The sequence below is a fragment of the Enterobacteriaceae endosymbiont of Plateumaris pusilla genome (assembly GCF_012562765.1).
In the GTDB taxonomy this organism is placed as follows: Bacteria; Pseudomonadota; Gammaproteobacteria; order Enterobacterales; family Enterobacteriaceae.
Map to the genome: position 1 here is coordinate 385,768 of NZ_CP046226.1, position 18,774 is coordinate 404,541.

The following is an 18,774-nucleotide window of genomic DNA, read 5'->3' on the forward strand; positions in this document are numbered from 1 at the left end:
TTTTTTAAAAATATTATATATAATAAAGTATATTATTAAATATAACAAATATTAAAATCACATATTATATATTGTATATAATATAAATTAAAATTAAATATTTAATTTATAAAAAATTATGAGTTATATTTTATAATTTTTTTATTTATGTAAATATAATTTGGAATTATAAGAATGAAATATTTTTGTATAGAAAACAAAGAATATATAGATAAATTTTTTAATAAATCATTGAATAAATTTAATATATCATTTGAAATTTTTCCTCCTTCAAATTATGAAATAAAATCTAATTTTTGGAAAATAATTAAAACTTTAGTAATATTAAAACCAAAATTTATTTCTATAACAACACATAACAATATTAATAATTCTTATAAGAATACATATAATTTTGTAAAAAAAATTCAAAAATATGTCAATGTAGAATTAGCTCCTCATATAACATGTATAAATATGAAGAATGATGAATTATATAATATAGCAACAAAATATTGGAAAAATGGAATAAAACATATAGTCGCTTTAAGAGGTGATAAAATAAAATCTAATAAAAATATTAATTCTTTAATGTATGCTTCTGATTTAGTTTATTTTTTAAAACAAATAGCAAATTTTAATATTTCAGTAGCAGCATATCCTGAAGTACATCCAGAATCTCAAAATACGAAAGAAGATTTAATTAATTTAAAAAGAAAAATAGATGCAGGTGCTACTAAAGCTATTACACAATTTTTTTTTAATATAGAAAATTATCTATTATTTCGTGATAAATGTATATCTCAAGGAATAAATATAGAAATTATTCCAGGTATATTACCCATTACAAATTTTATACAGTTAAAAAAACTTATAAAAATAACAAATATTAAGATACCTAATTATATAAATAATATGTTTAAAAATTTAAATGAACAAGATGAAAATATATGTAAATTATTAGGAAGTTTTATTGCTATAGAAATGATAATAGGATTAAAAAATGAAGGAGTAAATCATTTTCATTTTTATACTTTAAATAAATCAGAAATAATTTATGCTATTTGTCTTTATTTAGGTATTAAACCTAAAAAAATTATTTTAAATTAATTTAAATTTAAAATATTTGCTGATACCCAGAATTGAACTGAGGACCTCATCCATACCAAAGATGTGCTCTACCTACTGAGCTATACCAGCTAAAAAAATATATCATTCATTATTAATTTAATTGAGCAGGCAGCGGGAATTGAACCCGCATCATTAGCTTGGAAGGCTAAGATAATACCACTATACGATGCCTGCCTTCATCAATAATTATTTGGTGGGAGAAGGATTCGAACCTTCGAAGTCTATGACGACAGATTTACAGTCTGCTCCCGTTAGCCACTTGGGTATCCCACCATAAAAAAACATAGTTAGACATAAAACAAATGCCGGCTACCGGAATTGAACTGGTAACCTACTGATTACAAGTCAGTTGCTCTACCATTTTGAGCTAAGCCGGCATTTGTTTTATGTCTAATAGTTTTAATTAATTTATCCTGGTATTTTCCTACTCTCACATGAGTAAATCTCATACTACCATCGGCACTACAACGTTTCACTTCTGAGTTCGGAATGGATTCAGGTGGTACCATTGCGTTATGTATACCAGGATTAAAAAATTTGGTTATAAATAATAGTTATAGTTATATAATATTTAAACGATTCTGGTGTTGTAAGGTTAAGACTCACGGGTGATTATTAGTACTGGTTAGCTCAACATATTACTATGCTTACACACCCAGCCTATCAACGTTATAGTCTTTAACGTCCCTTTAGGGATATATATAAATAATAAATATATCCAGGGAAGAATAATCTTAAGGAAAGTTTCGCGCTTAGATGCTTTCAGCACTTATCTTATCCGCATTTAGCTACCGGGCAATACCATTGGCATGATAACCCGAACACCAGAGATGCGTTCACTCCGGTCCTCTCGTACTAGGAGCAACTCCTTTCAATCTTCCAGCGCCCACGACAGATAGGGACCGAACTGTCTCACGACGTTCTAAACCCAGCTCGCGTACCACTTTAAATGGCGAACAGCCATACCCTTGGGACCTACTGCAGCCCCAGGATGTGATGAGCCGACATCGAGGTGCCAAACACCGCCGTCGATATGAACTCTTGGGCGGTATTAGCCTGTTATCCCCGGAGTACCTTTTATCCGTTGAGCGATGGCCCTGTCATATAGAACCACCGGATCACTAAGACCTGCTTTCGCATCTGTTCGAGCCGTCACTCTTACAGTTAAGCCAGCTTATGCCTTTGCACTAACCTCACGATTTCCGACCGTGATTAGCTGACCTTAGTGCTCCTCCGTTACTCTTTGGGAGGAGACCGCCCCAGTCAAACTACCCACCAGACACTGTTCCTGATCCGGATAACGGATCTAGGTTAGAATAGTAAATATTAAAGGGTGGTATTTCAAGGTTGACTCAATACTAACTAGCGCTAATATTTCATAGTCTCCCACCTATCCTACACATCAATATTCAATATTCAGTATCAAGCTATAGTAAAGGTTCACGGGGTCTTTCCGTCTTGCCGCGGGTATACTGCATCTTCACAGCAATTTCAATTTCACTGAGTCTCGGGTGGAGACAGTCTGACCATCATTACGCCATTCGTGCAGGTCGGAACTTACCCGACAAGGAATTTCGCTACCTTAGGACCGTTATAGTTACGGCCGCCGTTTACCGGGGCTTCGATCAAAAGCTTTTCGTAAAAAATAACAACGATAACTTCATCAATTAACCTTCCGGCACCGGGCAGGCGTCACACCGTATACTTCCACTTTCGTGTTTGCACAGTGCTGTGTTTTTAATAAACAGTTGCAGTCAGCTGTTATCTTAGACTGGCTTCAGCTCTAAAAGTAAATTTTTTTACTTACATGCCAGCGTGCCTTCTTCCGAAGTTACGGCACTATTTTGCCTAGTTCCTTCACCCGAGTTCTCTCAAGCGCCTTAGTATTCTCTACCTGACCACCTGTGTCGGTTTAGAGTACGATTCTATGTTATCTAGAGTTTAGAGGATTTTCTTGTAAGTATGGTATTAATTACTTCAATACAATAAAGTATCTCGTCATTACGCCTCAATGTTTAATTAATGATCATCCGGATTTTCCTAGATAATCCATCTAAACGCTTAAACCAAGACAACCATCACTTGGATAACCTAACCTTCTTCGTCCCCCCTTCACAATAACATTGAGTACAGGAATATTAACCTGTTTTCCATCGACTACGCTTTTCAGCCTCATCTTAGGTGTCGACTTACCCTGCCTCGATTACCGTTGGACAGGAACCCTTAGTCTTTCGGCGAATAGGTTTTTCACCTATTTTATCGTTACTCATGTCAGCATTCGCACTTCTGATATCTTCAATAAATTTTACAATTTACCTTCAACGACTTACAGAACGCTCCCCTACCCAATAAATATAAAATTTATTGTCGCAGCTTCGGTGTATAATTTAGCCCCGTTACATCTTCCGCGCAGGATGACTAGACCAGTGAGCTATTACGCTTTCTTTAAATGATGGCTGCTTCTAAGCCAACATCCTGGCTGTTTATGCCTTCCCACATCGTTTCCCACTTAATTATAACTTAGGGACCTTAGCTAGCGATCTGGGTTGTTTCCCTCTCCACAACGGACGTTAGCACCCGCTGTGTGTCTCCCGTGATAACATTATTCGGTATTTGAAGTTTGCATCGGATTGGTAAGTCTGGATGACTCCCTAACCGAAACAGAGCTCTACCCCCGAATATGAATAACACGAGGCGCTACCTAAATAGCTTTCGGGGAGAACCAGCTATCTCCCGGTTTGATTGGCCTTTCACCCCTAACCACAAGTCATCCGCTAATTTTTCAACATTAGTCGGTTCGGTCCTCCAGTTAGTATTACCTAACCTTCAACCTGCTCATGGCTAGATCACCGGGTTTCGGGTCTATACCTTGCAACTTAACGCCCTTTTAAGACTCGGTTTCCCTACGGCTCCCTTATACAGTTAACCTTGCTACAAAATATAACTCGCTGACCCATTATACAAAAGGTACGCAGTCACATTTTTAAAATAACAAATGCTCCTACTGCTTATACGTATACGGTTTCAGGTTCTATTTCACTCCCCTAACCGGGGTTCTTTTCACCTTTCCCTCACGGTACTAGTTCACTATCGGTCAGTCAGTAGTATTTAGCCTTAGAGGATGATCCCCCCATATTCAAACAAGATACCACGTGTCCCGTTCTACTCTTCGAGATCACAATTAATATATTTTAATATACGGGACTATCACCCTGTTTCGTATGACTTTCCAGACATTTTTACTAATATAATAATTGATTAAGTCTCTGGGCTATTTCCTTTTCGCTCGCCGCTACTAAGAAAATCTCAATTGATTTCTTTTCCTCAGGTTACTTAGATGTTTCAGTTCTCCTGGTTTGCCTCGTTATTCTATGAATTTAAATAACGATAATGTATAAAATAATACATTGGGTTTCCCCATTCGGATATCATCGACTAATAATGCTTCAAATCAGCTTATCGATGCTTTTCGCAGATTAGTACGTCCTTCATCGCCTCTGACTGCCAAGGCATCCACCGTATACGCTTATTTACTTAACCTTACAACCCACAATCGTTTATCTATGTAAAAACTATTTTTATATTTAAAAAATGATTTTACAAAAATTATCCTAATTATTAAAGAACAAAAATAAAATTTATTGAAATAAATTTTATTTTTTTAAAAACTTTTTAAGGACACTCTTTATAGAGTATGTACTTAAAGTAAAGGAGGTGATCCAACCACAGGTTCCCCTACGGTTACCTTGTTACGACTTCACCCCAGTTATGAATCACAAAGTGGTAAGCGCCCTCCAATAAAGGTTAAGCAACTTGCTTCTTTTACAACTCACTCCCATGGTGTGACGGGCGGTGTGTACAAGGCCCGGGAACGTATTCACCGTAGCGTTCTGATCTACGATTACTAGCGATTCCGACTTCATGGAGTCGAGTTGCAGACTCCAATCCGAACTACGATATATTTTGTGAGATCCGCTTACTCTCGCGAGGATGCTTCCCTTTGTATATACCATTGTAGCACGTGTGTAGCCCTGGTCGTAAGGGCCATGATGACTTGACGTCGTCCCCACCTTCCTCCGGTTTATCACCGGCAGTTTCCTTTGAGTTCCCGGCCGAACCGTTGGCAACAAAGGACAAGGGTTGCGCTCGTTGCGGGACTTAACCCAACATTTCACAACACGAGCTGACGACAGCCATGCAGCACCTGTCTCATGGTTCCCGAAGGCACTAAAGTATCTCTACTAAATTCCATGGATGTCAAGACCAGGTAAGGTTTTTCGCGTTGCATCGAATTAAACCACATGCTCCACCGCTTGTGCGGGCCCCCGTCAATTCATTTGAGTTTTAACCTTGCGGTCGTACTCCCCAGGCGGTCGACTTAACGCGTTAGCTACGAAAGTTACAAGTCAAGCTTACAACCTCCAAGTCGACATCGTTTACAGCATGGACTACCAGGGTATCTAATCCTGTTTGCTACCCATGCTTTCGCACCTGAGCGTCAGTATTCGTCCAGGGGGTCGCCTTCGCCACTGGTATTCCTCCAGATATCTACGCATTTCACCGCTACACCTGGAATTCTACCCCCCTCTACGAAACTCAAGTATATTAGTTTCAAATGCAATTCCTAAGTTAAGCTCAGGGATTTCACATCTGACTTAATATACCGCCTACGTGCTCTTTACGCCCAGTAATTCCGATTAACGCTCGCACCCTCCGTATTACCGCGGCTGCTGGCACGGAGTTAGCCGGTGCTTCTTTTACAAGTAACGTCAGTAATAAAATTTATTAAATTTTATTATTTCTTTCTTGTTGAAAGTACTTTACAACCCTAAGGCCTTCTTCATACACGCGGCATAGCTGCATCAGGCTTTCGCCCATTGTGCAATATTCCCCACTGCTGCCTCCCGTAGGAGTCTGGACCGTGTCTCAGTTCCAGTGTGGCTGATCATCCTCTCAGACCAGCTAGAGATCGTAGCCTAGGTAAGCCTTTACCTTACCTACTAGCTAATCTCGTCTGGGTTCATCTAATGGCATGAGGTTTTACAAAAAATTATAAAATCCCCCACTTTAATCTTACGATATTATGCGGTATTAGCTATCGTTTCCAATAGTTATCCCCCTCCAAAAGGTAGATCCCCAGATATTACTCACCCGTCCGCCGCTTGCCGACAATAAATAGTAAACTATTTATTTCGATGCCGCTCGACTTGCATGTGTTAGGCTTGCCGCCAGCGTTCAATCTGAGCCATGATCAAACTCTTCAATTGAAACATAAAAATTAAATAAAATAGAAAATTCAATTTAATTTTTAATTTAACTAAATTTATAAATTAACAAAACTCTTATAAAAGAGTGCCCTTAAAAAGTTTTTATATATTGTTAAAGAACTATATTAAAATAAGTATTAAAATTTAATCTTACATACAAATATAAAAGAGTCAAGAATTTTTTATAAAATTAATAAAAAATTTATTTAATTTTAAATTTTTTAAAAAAATTAAATCCTTGATTTAATAAATATTTTTTTATTTTTACTATTTTTAAAGTATATTTTGTATATAAAATAAAATTTTTTTGTATACTAAATAAAAATTTATGATTGGTTATAATTTTTTGTATTTTAGATATTATATCAATCTTAGAATCTAAGAATTTAATATTTTTAGGTAAAGTTTCTTTTAATTCATCAATAATTAAAGGAAAATGAGTACAACCCAATATTATTGTATCTGGAAAAATTTTTAATTTATACCAAGGGTTAAAAATTTTTTTTATCTTTTTTAAAGATATATTAAATCCTTGTATTTTATCTTCAGCTAACAATACTAATTTTTTAGATGATATAGTTTCTATAATATAATTTTTACTAAAATATTTTATTTTTTTTTTTATAGAATAATGTTCTAATGTTGTTTTAGTAGCTACTATACCAATAACACCATTATTTGTTTTATTAATAGAATATTTTATAACTGGTGTAACTCCTATAATGGGAAAAGAAAAATAATTTTGTATCATAGGAATACTAGAGACACTAGCTGTATTACATGCTATTATTGCTAATGAAAAATGATATTGATATGATACTTTTTTTAAAATTTTTATACAGCGTTTAAAAATACAATTTTTTGATTTTATACCGTAAGGAAAAAATTGATTATCTAATAAATATATGAAATATATTTCAGGAAATTTTTTTTTAATTTGATTATATATTGATATTCCTCCTACTCCTGAATCAAAAATAAAAATTGTAATTTTAGGCTTTAGTAATATTTTATTCATAATATAATTTTCTTTTTTTTATAAATTTTATTTTTTTAAAATATTATTACATAAATTTAATTAATGAAAATTTTATTTAAAACATTAATTAATAATTAAATATTATAAAATAATACATAATTTTTATTATAAATATATAATTTTATGGATTAAAATAATGAAAAATCCAATTTATTTAGATTATGCAGCTACTACTCCAGTAGATAAAAGAGTTTTAAAAAAAATGATGAAATATTTAACTATAGATGGAAATTTTGGTAATCCTTCTTCTAATTTACATATATTTGGATGGAATGCAGAAAGAGCTATTGATAGCGCTAGAAATAATATAGCTAAATGTATAGGATGTAATGATAATGAAATTATATTTACATCTTCAGCAAGTGAATCTATTAATATAGCAATAAAATGTGTAGTTAATTCTTTTAAAAAAAATAAAAAACATATTATTACTAGTACAATAGAACATAAATCTGTAATAGAAACATGTAATTATTTAGAAAAAATTGGATTTCATGTTACATATTTAAAACCATCTAAAGATGGATTAATTAATTTAAATAAATTTGAAAAAGCTATTAATAATAATACTATTCTAGTTTCTATTATGCATATAAATAATGAAATAGGTGTTATTCAAAATATATCAAAAATAGGAAAAATATGTAATAATAAAAATATAATTTATCATGTTGATGCAACACAAAGTATTGGAAAATATCCGTTTAATTTAAAAAATATGAATATTGATTTAATGTCATTTTCTGCCCATAAATTTTATGGACCAAAAGGAATAGGAGTTTTATATATTAATAAAAAAAAACCAGGTATTATTTTAGAAACTTTTATTCATGGAGGTGGACAAGAACAAAATATTAGATCAGGTACTTTAGCTGTTCATCAAATAATTGGTATGTCAGAAGCATTAAGTATTTCTATTAATGAAATGGAAAAAGATAGATTAAGAATTCAAAATTTAAAAAATTATTTATGGAATAATATAAAAAATATAAAAGGAATATATTATAATGGAAATTATTTACATAGTTCTCCTTATATAATTAATATAAGTATTAAAAATGTATTTAATAAATTACTTATTATAGAAATGAATGATATTGCTATTTCTTTTTCATCAGCATGTACATCTTATTATTCTCAGTCTTCATATGTATTAAAATCAATAGGATTAAAAAATGAATTAATTAAAAATTCTATACGTATTTCTTTAGGTAGATTTACTACTAAAAAAGAAATTGACTATACTATTTATAAATTACATAAATCAATAAATAAAATAACACATAATTAAAACTAATTTAAAATAATATTAAAAAATTCTATCTATAAAAAATATAAAAAATATTAGTAATAATTAAGTATTAATATGTCATAAATAATTTTATTAATTTTAAATATTATTTTAAATATATATTTAAAATATAAATTGATATAATAGTATAATTATATTATATGAACAGAAGTAGTATTTGTTGTTCCACTTGGAACTAAAGCTCCAGAAACCATAACAATAACATCTCCTTTTATAGCATATTTGCTAGATAAAGCAACTTTTTTACCTATATAATAAAAATCATCTGTAGATAATATTTTCTTTACTAATTTAGGTATAATTCCTTTACTTAATATTAATTGTTTAGAAGTTTTAATATTAGTTGTTAAGGCTAAAATAATAGCTTTAGGAAAATATTTTCTTACTGATTTTGCAGATTTACCTAATTCTGTTGCTACAATAATTAAAGGTGCTTTTAATTTTTCTGATATTTCTACAGCACTACGACATATTGCATCAGTAATACTCATATCTGTATTTTTATAAAAATTTATCCTGTTGTCCATAGTTACGTCTGTTCTTTCACAAATATTAGACATGATAGCAACAGATTCTAAAGGATATTTTCCTTTAGCACTTTCTCCTGATAACATTACAGCATCAGTACCATCTAAAATTGCATTAGCTACATCTCCAGCTTCTGCTCTTGTAGGACGAGGATTTTTAATCATAGAATCTAACATCTGAGTTGCAGTTATTACTACCTTACCAAAAAAATTACATTTTCTAATCATCATTTTTTGAGCAAAAATTACATCTTCTACAGGTATTTCTACTCCTAAATCTCCTCTAGCTACCATTATACCATCAGAAACACTTAAAATATCATCAAAATTATTTAAACCTTCTTGATTTTCAATTTTTGCTATAATTTGAATACTTTCTCCTTTATTTTTTTTTAAAAATTTTTTAATTTCTAATATATCTTCTTTTTTTCTTATAAATGAAGCAGCAATATAATCTATTTTATTTTTACATGCAAATATTAAATCTTCTTTATCTTTATTTGATAAAGAAGGTAATTTAGTAGATATTCCAGGTAAATTAATTCCTTTATTTTCTGATAATTTACCATTATTTAATACTTGACAAATAATATTATTATTACTTATTTCTAATACTTTCATTTCTATAAGACCATCATCTACAAGTATTTTATTTCCTATATTAAGATCAAAAATTAAATTAGGATATGTTATAGCAACACAATGATTATCACCAATAACAGATTTATCTGTAGTTAAAACAAATTTTTGTCCAGATTTTAAATCTACATCTATACCTTTTTTAAGTTTTATAGTACGTATTTCAGGACCTTTAGTATCTAATAATATTGCTGCATTTTGTCCTGTTATATCCATAATTTCTCTTAAAATTATGATACGTTTTTCATGATCTTTATGATTTCCATGAGAAAAATTTAATCTCATAACATTCATTCCTAAATTTAATAATTTGGATAATATTTCTTTAGATTCTGAACTAGGTCCAATAGTACATATTATTTTTGTTTTTTTCATATATTTTATGTATTCCTATATTTTAAAATATAATTTTATATTATTTATAATTAAATATTAATTAATTTTATTAATCTTTTTTTTATAGTATTTATAATAATATCTATTCCTTGTAATCTAGATAGAGATAGATATTTATCTAGAGATAATTGTTTAAAACATGATTGAATATCAAAGTTAATAATTTTATTATAAGTTTTATTATTATAAAATATAAAAATAATAGCTAATAAACCTTGTACTATAGAAGAATCGCTATATCCTTTAAATGATACATGATCATTACTAAAATTAATTTTTAAAGTAATCCAAACTTGACTTTGACAACCATGAATCAAATTTTTTGAAGAATGATGTTTTTGTGATAAAATAGGAATTTTATTTCCTAATTCAATTATATATAAATAACGTTCTTCCCAATTACTACAACGCTTAAAATTAGTTTTTAATATATTTTGATTAGGTAATATATTTATAACCATAATTATTTATTTAATAAATTATTTATATAGATTAATTTACTAATAAATATATCTATTTCTTCAAAAATATTATATATAGAAAAAGATATTCTACACATAGATTTAACATTATAATATTTCATTATAGGAATAGCACAATGATGTCCAGTACGTATTGCAATACCATATTCATCAAGAAAACATCCTATGTCATAAGGATGATAGTTTTTTAAATTAAAAGAAATAATACCTACTCTATTTTTTAAAAAACTATTACCAAAAATTTTAATATTTGGTATGTTAGAAATTTTTTTTAAAGCATATAATGTTAAACTTTGATTATGATTTATAATATCTTTAATATTAAAAGATGTAAACCATGATAACGCTTCACCTAACCCTATAATTCCTGCAATATTAGGAGAACCTGCTTCAAATTTCCATGGTATTTTTTCCCAAATAGGAAAATTATTACAATCAATATTACTTATCATACCTCCTCCAAACTCCCAGGGTGGCATTAATTCTAATATATTTTTTTTTCCATAAAGTATACCAATTCCTGTAGGACCAAAAATTTTATGCCCAGAAAAAACAAAAAAATCACATCCAATGTCTTGAACGTTAATTATTCTATTTGTAACTGCTTGAGCACCATCTATTAATGTTAAAATATTTTTACTTTTAGCTAATTTTACTATTTTATTTATGGGATTAACTGTACCTAATACATTAGAAATATAAGTAATAGATATTAATTTAGTTTTTTGATCTATTAAATTAGAAATTTGTTTAAAATTTAATTCTCCATTTTGAGTTAATGGTATAATACGAATATTAAATCCTATTTTTTCTGATATAATCTTCCATGGAAAAATATTAGAATGATGTTCCATTTCTGAAATAATAATATTATCTCCTGAAGAAAGATTATTTATACCCCAGGTATTTGCAATTAAATTTATTCCTTCCGTAGTACTTTTAGTAAAAATTATTTCTTCTATTTTTCTTGCGTTAATAAAATTAGCTACTTGATAACGTACTTTTTCCATAATGTTAGTTGCTTCTATACTTAATGTATGTGTTCCTCTATGTACTGATGAATAATTTTTTTTATAAAAATTACTTATCTTAGAAATAACTGATATTGGTTTATGTACAGTAGCAGCGTTATCAAAATAAATAAAGTTATGTTTATTAACTTTACGTGATAAAATAGGAAATTGTTTTCTAATTTTTATTAAATTTAAATTCATTAAAAATATTCTCTTTAGAGAAATAACTGGATAAATAATTACATATCTTTTTTTTAAAATTATCATCACAAATATTTTGAATAAAGTCAACTACAAATGCAAAAAGAAGTATATTTTGTGATTTTTTAAAGTCTATACCTCTTGTTCTTAAAAAAAATAAATGTTGATCATCTATTTTACCAGAAAAAACCCCATGTTTACATTTTACATCATTATTATAAATATCTAATTCTGGTTTAACATTCATTTCTGAATCTTTATTAAGCAATAATCCACTGTAATTCATTTGACCATTTGTTTGTATAGCTAATGGATTAATTTTTAATAGTCCTTTAAAATTTATAATAGATTTATTTGATACTATTGCTTTAAAAAGTTGATTACTATAACAATATTTTCCATTATGTTCTAAATAACTTTTAATATAAGAAACATTATTTCCTTTTAATAAAGATAAACTTTTATATTCTAATTGCGAATTATTTCCATTAAATTGAAAATTATTATTTTGATATATCATTTTATTAGACATCAAAAAATCATATTTTTTAATATAACTATTATTTTTAAATAAATATTCATCATTAGTAAAATAATAATTTTTTTTATTACCAGTAATTAATTTATAATGAGTTAAATTTACATTATTTTCTAAAATTAAAGTTGTATAAATATTATTTAAATAAGATTGATTTATATCAATATAATGTTCAAAAATTGTAATAGATTGTCTTTTTTTTATATGTATATAATTTCTATAATTTGACATATAAAGAAAATTATTATTATTGTAACCTATATTAATATATATTAAATAAAGTGGTTTAATATAATTAATATTATTTAAATTTATATCAATAAAAATAATTTCTTTAGATAAAGATTCTGATAAATGAGTAAAAATATTATGTTTAATAAAAGTATTTTGATTATTTAAATTATTAAATTTATTAATAGTTATTTTATACCAAATATTATCTATATCACTTATATTTTTATTTAGTTTACCATTAATAAAATATAAAAAAATAGCATTTAATTTAAAAATAAAACTTGATAAATCTTTTTTTAGTAATGGTTTAATTAAGGGAATTTTAAATAGTTTATTATGTATAATATTTATATATGTATTTTTTTTTATATATTGTTGATTATTTAATAATTTTTTTAATTTTAACCAATGATTTTCCGATTTTTCTGAAAAATGATTTTTTTTATGTAATTTATATATATAATTTAATTGTTTCAATAAATTATTATTTATTAAGCCAGCCATAACCTTGATCCTCTAATTGTTTAACTAACATAAAATCACTAGATTTAACAATTTTATTATTATAAAGTATATGTACATAATCTGGTTTAACATAGTCTAATATACGACGATAATGAGTAATAATAATAAATGATCTATTTTTAGATCTCATAATATTTATTATTTTTGAAACTTTTTTTAATGCATCAATATCTAATCCTGAATCAATTTCATCTAAAATACATAATTTTGGTTTTAAAATTAACATTTGTAGTATATCATTAATTTTTTTTTCACCGCCAGAAAAACCCACGTTTACAAAACGTTGGAGAAAATCTTCTTTTATACCTAATATTTTTATATTTTTTTGAATTAAATCTTGAAAATCAAATCTATCTAATGTAGATAGACCATTATATTTTCTTATTTCATTCAATGATGTATATAAAAATAAATTATTAGTAACACCTGGTATTTCAGGAGGATATTGAAATGAAACAAAAATTCCTTCTCTTGCTCTTATTTCAGGATCCATATTTAATAAATTTTTTTTTTTAAAATATATATTCCCTTTAGAAATAATATATTCTTTTTTTCCTACTAAAATAAATGACAAAGTACTTTTACCGGATCCATTAGGACCCATTATAGCATGAATTTCTCCAGAATTAATTGTTAGATTAAATTGATCTAATATTACTTTATTATTTATATGAACATGTAAATTTTTTATTTTTAACATAATTTTATGCAAAATATATTGATTAAAATATTAACCAATACTTTTTTCCAAGTTAACTGATAATAATTTTTGTGCTTCTATAGCAAATTCTAAAGGAAATTTAATAAAAATATCTTTACAAAATCCATTAATAATCATAGAAATAGCATTATCCATGTTAATACCTCTTTGTAAACAAAAAAATATTTGATCTTCTCCTATTTTAGAAGTTGTAGCTTCATGTTCAACTTGTGATGTATTATTAGCGATATTTAAATTAGGATATGTATGAGTACTACATTTAGAACCAATTAGAATTGAATCACATTGAGTAAAATTACGAGAATTATCTGATTTTTTATTAATTTTTACTAAACTTCTATAAGTATTTTTACTATATTCAGTAGAAATACTTTTAGATATAATTGTTGATTTTGTATTTTTCCCTATATGAATCATTTTTGTTCCAGTATCAGCTTGTTGATAACCATTTGTTAATGAAATTGAAAAAAATTCACCAATAGAATAATCTCCTTGTAAAATAACACTAGGATATTTCCATGTAATAGCAGATCCTGTTTCTGATTGAGTCCATGACATTTTACTATGTTTACCTTTACATATTGCTCTTTTAGTAACAAAATTTAAAATACCTCCTGATTTATCTTTACCTGAAAACCAATTTTGTACTGTAGAATACTTTACTCTAGCATTTTTTAATAATATTACTTCTACAACAGCAGCATGTAATTGATAATTATGTCTTATAGGAGCAGAACATCCTTCTATATAATTTACACTACTATTTTCATCTGCAATTAAAATTGTACGTTCAAATTGTCCAATATTTTTTTCATTTATACGAAAATAAGTTGATAATTCTATAGGACAATCTACATTTTTTGGTATATATATAAATGTTCCATCAGATGCTACAGCTGCATTTAAAGATGCAAAAAAATTATCATTAGCAGAAACAACAGATCCTAAATATTTTTTTACTAAATTAGGATAATATTGAATAGCATCATTTAAAGAACAAAAAATTATTCCCTTTTCTAATAATTTATCTTTATGAGTTGTAATAACAGATACAGAATCAAAAATAGCATCAACTGCTATATTTTTATTATTAATAGGAATTTTTAATTTATTAAAAGTATCTGATACAGCATTTGTAAAATATTTATTTTTGATATAATTAGAATTATTATTTAATTTATTATGATAAGTATCAGATAAAGGTGCTGAATAATAAATATAATTTTGGTAATTTAATTTATCAAAATGTCCATTTATCCAATGAGGTTCTTTATTATTTATCCAAAAGTAATATCCTTTTAATCTAAAATCTAACATCCATTTAGGTTCATTACGTATTTTAGATATTTTTTTTATTATATCTTCATTTATACCAGGAATAAATTGTTCATTTTTTAAATTTGTAGAAAAACCTTCTTTATAAATATTTTTTTTTTTATTAAAATATTTAATTTTATTTTTTATATTATTTTTCATAGTAAATTTTTTAATATTAAATTAAATATTAAAACTTTCTCCACAACCACAAGATTTAATAATATTAGTATTATAATACTTAAAATATTCTTTAAAATTTTCTTTAATAAAATCTATTTTTGTTCCATCTATAAAAATAATATCTTTTCTTTTTATATATATATAAATATTATTATTTTGAAAAATTAAATCATCATTAAAAATATCTTTTACTAATTCAATTTTATATTTAAAACCAAAACAACCTGTTTTTTTTAAAAGTAATCGAATACCATTGATTGTAAAATTCATTTTGATTATTTTATTAATTTGTAATAATGAATTATTAGTTAAAAAAATTCCTTTCCAAACATATTCTTTACAAGAAAAATGTATTAATTTTTTTTTAAATATCATAATTATTATCCAATAAATAATTAATTTTATCTAAAAATATTAATTTATATAATATAAATAATATTTATTTAGTTATTATTTAACTAATATTAATTATAGTATAAATAAAATATTAAACATAAATTAATTTATTATATTTAAATTATTATTTAAATATCTATTTGATTAATTATAATTAATATTATTAAATAATTATTTATATATTTATTTTATTTTAATTTTATAAAAAATAAAATATTTTTAAAAGAAATATTTTTAAAAAAACCAGTTATTTTATTAAATTTTAATTTGATATTTTTTATTAAAAAATAGTAATTTAATATTAATTAAATTATATAAATTATTATTTATATTTTAACTAAATTTTTTTCTAAAAGAACATTTTAAAAATTTTATTTTATATTTTAATTAATATAATTATACTAAAAAATATTTTATTATTGATAATAATAAATAAATATAATAATATTAACAATTAATACAACTAATAAAAAATTATTTTTGTATTTTATGTAATGAAAATTCTTGTGAACGGAAACCTAATAAAAATAATGTTAACAAATACAATATTAAAACTAACATACAAATAATAAATAAATACACTATACGAAACCTTAAATCAGATAAAATTAACCATTGTTTAGAAACCATGTTAGATAAAAATGATATCATTATACCTAAAAGTATAGTAACGATTGATAATCTTATAATAAAACTATACCATCCTGGTTCTGGAATATAAATTTCACTTCGTACTAATTTATAAAATAATATAACAAAATTTAAAAATGCAGCTAAACATACTGATATAGCAAAACCAATATGATTTAAAAAATAAATAAAGAAAGGACTAATTAATTGAGTAAAAATTAAAACTAATATTGCAATAACTACAGGAGTTTTAACATTTTGTCTTGAATAATATCCTAAAGCTAGAACTTTAGATGTTATTATAAATAATAAACCTACAGAATAAATAATAAGATTTTTTTGAGACATTAATACATCAAAATAACTAAATGCTCCATATTCAAATAAACAAATTAGTAATATTTTAGAAAAAATACCTAACATTAAAGAACTTGGAACTATTAAAATACAACATAAACGTAAACCTAAATCTACTAATTTATTAAAATCTTTTTCATTATTTGTAGTATATGCATCAGTTAATGCTGGTAATAATACTATACTTAATGCAACAGCAAACATACCAATAGGTAATTCCATTAAACGATCAGCATAATAAATCCAAGTAACAGAACCTGTAATTAAAAAAGAAGCAAAAACAGAATTAATTAATAAGGATATTTGAGTTGCAGATACACCAATAATAGCAATACCCATTTTTTTAAAAACTTTTATTATACCATCAATATTATTATAAATAACAAATTTACAACGTGGTAATACAAACATATCTATTTTTTTTAAATAAATTAATTGATAAGTAAGTTGTATACAACCACCAATTATGACAGACCATGCTAATATTAATACTGGTGGATGAAAATAAGATGGAAAGAACATAATAATAATTATTACACATATATTTAATAATATAGGAGTTAATGCAGGAACTAAAAAATTTTTCCATATGTTTAAAACAGAACTTGCTAATGATGATAAAGAAATTAAAAAAATATAAGGAAAAGTTATTTTTAACATTTTAGATGTTAATACTAATTTATAATTAGTAGTAACAAAACCTGGTGCTATTATAGAAATAATCAAAGAAGAAAAGATTATACCGAATAAAACAACAATAGTTAATAATATTGTTAATATTCCTAGTACAGCAGAAATAAATTCTTTAGTTTCAATTATACTTCTTTTATTTTTATACTCTGCTAATACAGGAGTAAAAGCCTGAGAAAAAGCTCCTTCTGCAAAAATACGACGTAATAAATTTGGTAATTTAAAAGCTATAAAAAATGAATCACTATAAAGACCTGCTCCAAAAATTTTTGCTATAAAACTGTCTCGAATAAATCCTAACAATCTAGATAATAATGTTATAATACTAACCATTGTTAATGATTTTAACAAATTCATATTTTTCCTTAAACAAAAATAATTTTTTATATAAATAAATTATTTTAATAAAAATTTAAATATTTTATATAAACAAAAAATTTTGTATATTTATTATAACATTTTTATAAAAAAATTAGTTATATAAATATTTTAGTTTATATATTCACATTATATAAATTTAATTTTAATTTTTACAAAAGTTATATCTTTATGCTAGGTTATATAATCTAATAAAAACCATTTATAATTAATAAGGAATTATTATATGAATTTAAAAGAAATATCAAGAGCAAAATTACCAACAATATGGGGTGATTTTATCATAATAGGTTTTGAAGAAATATCTACTGGAAATAGTCATATTGCTTTGATTTATGGCATGAAAAAAATTTATAAAACACAAATTGTATTAACAAGAATTCATTCTGAATGTCTAACTGGAGATTCTTTATTTAGTATACGTTGTGACTGTGGTTTTCAATTAAAATCATCTTTAATACAAATTTCTAAAGAAAATTGTGGAATATTAATTTATCATAGACAAGAAGGTAGAAATATAGGATTATTAAATAAAATTAAAGCTTATACTTATCAAGATAAAGGATTAGATACTGTAGAAGCAAATCATAAATTAGGCTTTGCTGCAGATGAAAGAGATTATACTTCATGTGCAAATATTTTAAAAAAATTAGGTATTTTAAAAATAAAGTTATTAACAAATAATCCTAGTAAAATAAATATTTTAAGAAAAATTGGTATTAATGTAGTTAGTCGTATTCCATTAATTGTAGGATATAATTCAAAAAATAATAAATACTTAAATACTAAAGCTATAAAAATGGGTCACATATTTAAATAAAT

At 25.7% G+C, this 18,774-nt stretch carries 12 protein-coding genes, 4 tRNA genes and 3 rRNA genes; 3 read left to right on the forward strand and 16 right to left on the reverse strand.

Features of this window, described 5'->3' with window-relative positions; genetic code table 11:
* Positions 1-174: 174 nt before the first annotated feature.
* Positions 175-1,089, forward strand: a complete 915-nt coding sequence (locus GJT83_RS01855; RefSeq protein ID WP_168892748.1) for a methylenetetrahydrofolate reductase — start codon at positions 175-177, stop codon at positions 1,087-1,089.
* A 17-nt stretch (positions 1,090-1,106) separates the two neighbouring features.
* Here the strand turns inward: GJT83_RS01855 and GJT83_RS01860 are convergent.
* From GJT83_RS01860 to murI, 8 genes are all read right to left on the reverse strand, one after another.
* Positions 1,107-1,179: transfer RNA gene (locus tag GJT83_RS01860), tRNA-Thr, on the reverse strand.
* A gap of 34 nt (positions 1,180-1,213) precedes the next feature.
* Positions 1,214-1,284: transfer RNA gene (locus tag GJT83_RS01865), tRNA-Gly, on the reverse strand.
* 17 nt (positions 1,285-1,301) lie between these two features.
* A tRNA-Tyr gene (locus GJT83_RS01870) sits at positions 1,302-1,383 on the reverse strand.
* Between the two features lie 30 nt (positions 1,384-1,413).
* Positions 1,414-1,487, reverse strand: a tRNA-Thr gene (locus GJT83_RS01875).
* A 34-nt stretch (positions 1,488-1,521) separates the two neighbouring features.
* Positions 1,522-1,637: ribosomal RNA gene (rrf, locus tag GJT83_RS01880) — 5S ribosomal RNA — on the reverse strand.
* A gap of 64 nt (positions 1,638-1,701) precedes the next feature.
* Positions 1,702-4,650: ribosomal RNA gene (locus tag GJT83_RS01885) — 23S ribosomal RNA — on the reverse strand.
* 167 nt (positions 4,651-4,817) lie between these two features.
* Positions 4,818-6,377: ribosomal RNA gene (locus GJT83_RS01890) — 16S ribosomal RNA — on the reverse strand.
* Together the 16S, 23S and 5S rRNA genes with 4 tRNA genes alongside form the textbook arrangement of a ribosomal RNA operon.
* A gap of 202 nt (positions 6,378-6,579) precedes the next feature.
* The gene (murI, locus tag GJT83_RS01895; protein ID WP_168892749.1) at positions 6,580-7,395 is read right to left on the reverse strand and encodes a glutamate racemase; all 816 of its coding nucleotides are present in this window, start codon (positions 7,393-7,395) and stop codon (positions 6,580-6,582) included.
* A gap of 157 nt (positions 7,396-7,552) precedes the next feature.
* Here murI and GJT83_RS01900 point away from each other — a divergent pair, with 157 nt between their 5' ends.
* Positions 7,553-8,707, forward strand: a complete 1,155-nt coding sequence (locus GJT83_RS01900) for an aminotransferase class V-fold PLP-dependent enzyme (protein ID WP_168892750.1) — start codon at positions 7,553-7,555, stop codon at positions 8,705-8,707.
* 152 nt (positions 8,708-8,859) lie between these two features.
* Here GJT83_RS01900 and pykF read toward each other — a convergent pair whose 3' ends face one another.
* From pykF to murJ, 8 genes are all read right to left on the reverse strand, one after another.
* Positions 8,860-10,269: a pyruvate kinase PykF gene (gene pykF, locus GJT83_RS01905; protein WP_168892751.1), complete on the reverse strand. Its 1,410-nt coding sequence runs from the start codon at positions 10,267-10,269 to the stop codon at positions 8,860-8,862.
* Between the two features lie 50 nt (positions 10,270-10,319).
* The gene (gene sufE, locus GJT83_RS01910) at positions 10,320-10,751 is read right to left on the reverse strand and encodes a cysteine desulfuration protein SufE (protein ID WP_168892752.1); all 432 of its coding nucleotides are present in this window, start codon (positions 10,749-10,751) and stop codon (positions 10,320-10,322) included.
* A 2-nt stretch (positions 10,752-10,753) separates the two neighbouring features.
* Positions 10,754-11,986, reverse strand: a complete 1,233-nt coding sequence (locus GJT83_RS01915; RefSeq protein ID WP_168892753.1) for a SufS family cysteine desulfurase — start codon at positions 11,984-11,986, stop codon at positions 10,754-10,756.
* Positions 11,961-13,262 (reverse strand): SufD family Fe-S cluster assembly protein, encoded by a 1,302-nt coding sequence (locus GJT83_RS01920; protein WP_168892754.1) that lies wholly within the window; start codon positions 13,260-13,262, stop codon positions 11,961-11,963. Before GJT83_RS01920 ends, GJT83_RS01915 begins: the two co-directional genes overlap by 26 nt.
* Positions 13,243-13,983, reverse strand: coding sequence for a Fe-S cluster assembly ATPase SufC (gene sufC, locus GJT83_RS01925; protein WP_168892755.1), 741 nt, complete (start codon positions 13,981-13,983; stop codon positions 13,243-13,245). Before sufC ends, GJT83_RS01920 begins: the two co-directional genes overlap by 20 nt.
* Positions 13,984-14,013: 30 nt before the next feature.
* Complete coding sequence (gene sufB / locus GJT83_RS01930; RefSeq protein WP_168892756.1) at positions 14,014-15,480, reverse strand: Fe-S cluster assembly protein SufB; 1,467 nt, start codon at positions 15,478-15,480, stop codon at positions 14,014-14,016.
* A 21-nt stretch (positions 15,481-15,501) separates the two neighbouring features.
* Positions 15,502-15,876 carry an iron-sulfur cluster assembly accessory protein gene (locus tag GJT83_RS01935; RefSeq protein ID WP_168892757.1) on the reverse strand — a complete coding sequence of 125 codons (375 nt, stop codon included), beginning with the start codon at positions 15,874-15,876 and terminating at the stop codon, positions 15,502-15,504.
* Between the two features lie 495 nt (positions 15,877-16,371).
* Positions 16,372-17,931 carry a murein biosynthesis integral membrane protein MurJ gene (murJ, locus tag GJT83_RS01940; protein WP_168892758.1) on the reverse strand — a complete coding sequence of 520 codons (1,560 nt, stop codon included), beginning with the start codon at positions 17,929-17,931 and terminating at the stop codon, positions 16,372-16,374.
* Positions 17,932-18,178: 247 nt separating this feature from the next.
* Between murJ and ribA the strand changes: the two genes are divergently transcribed.
* Entirely contained in the window at positions 18,179-18,772 is a 594-nt protein-coding gene (gene ribA, locus GJT83_RS01945) for a GTP cyclohydrolase II (RefSeq protein WP_168892759.1), read from the forward strand.
* Positions 18,773-18,774: the final 2 nt, after the last annotated feature.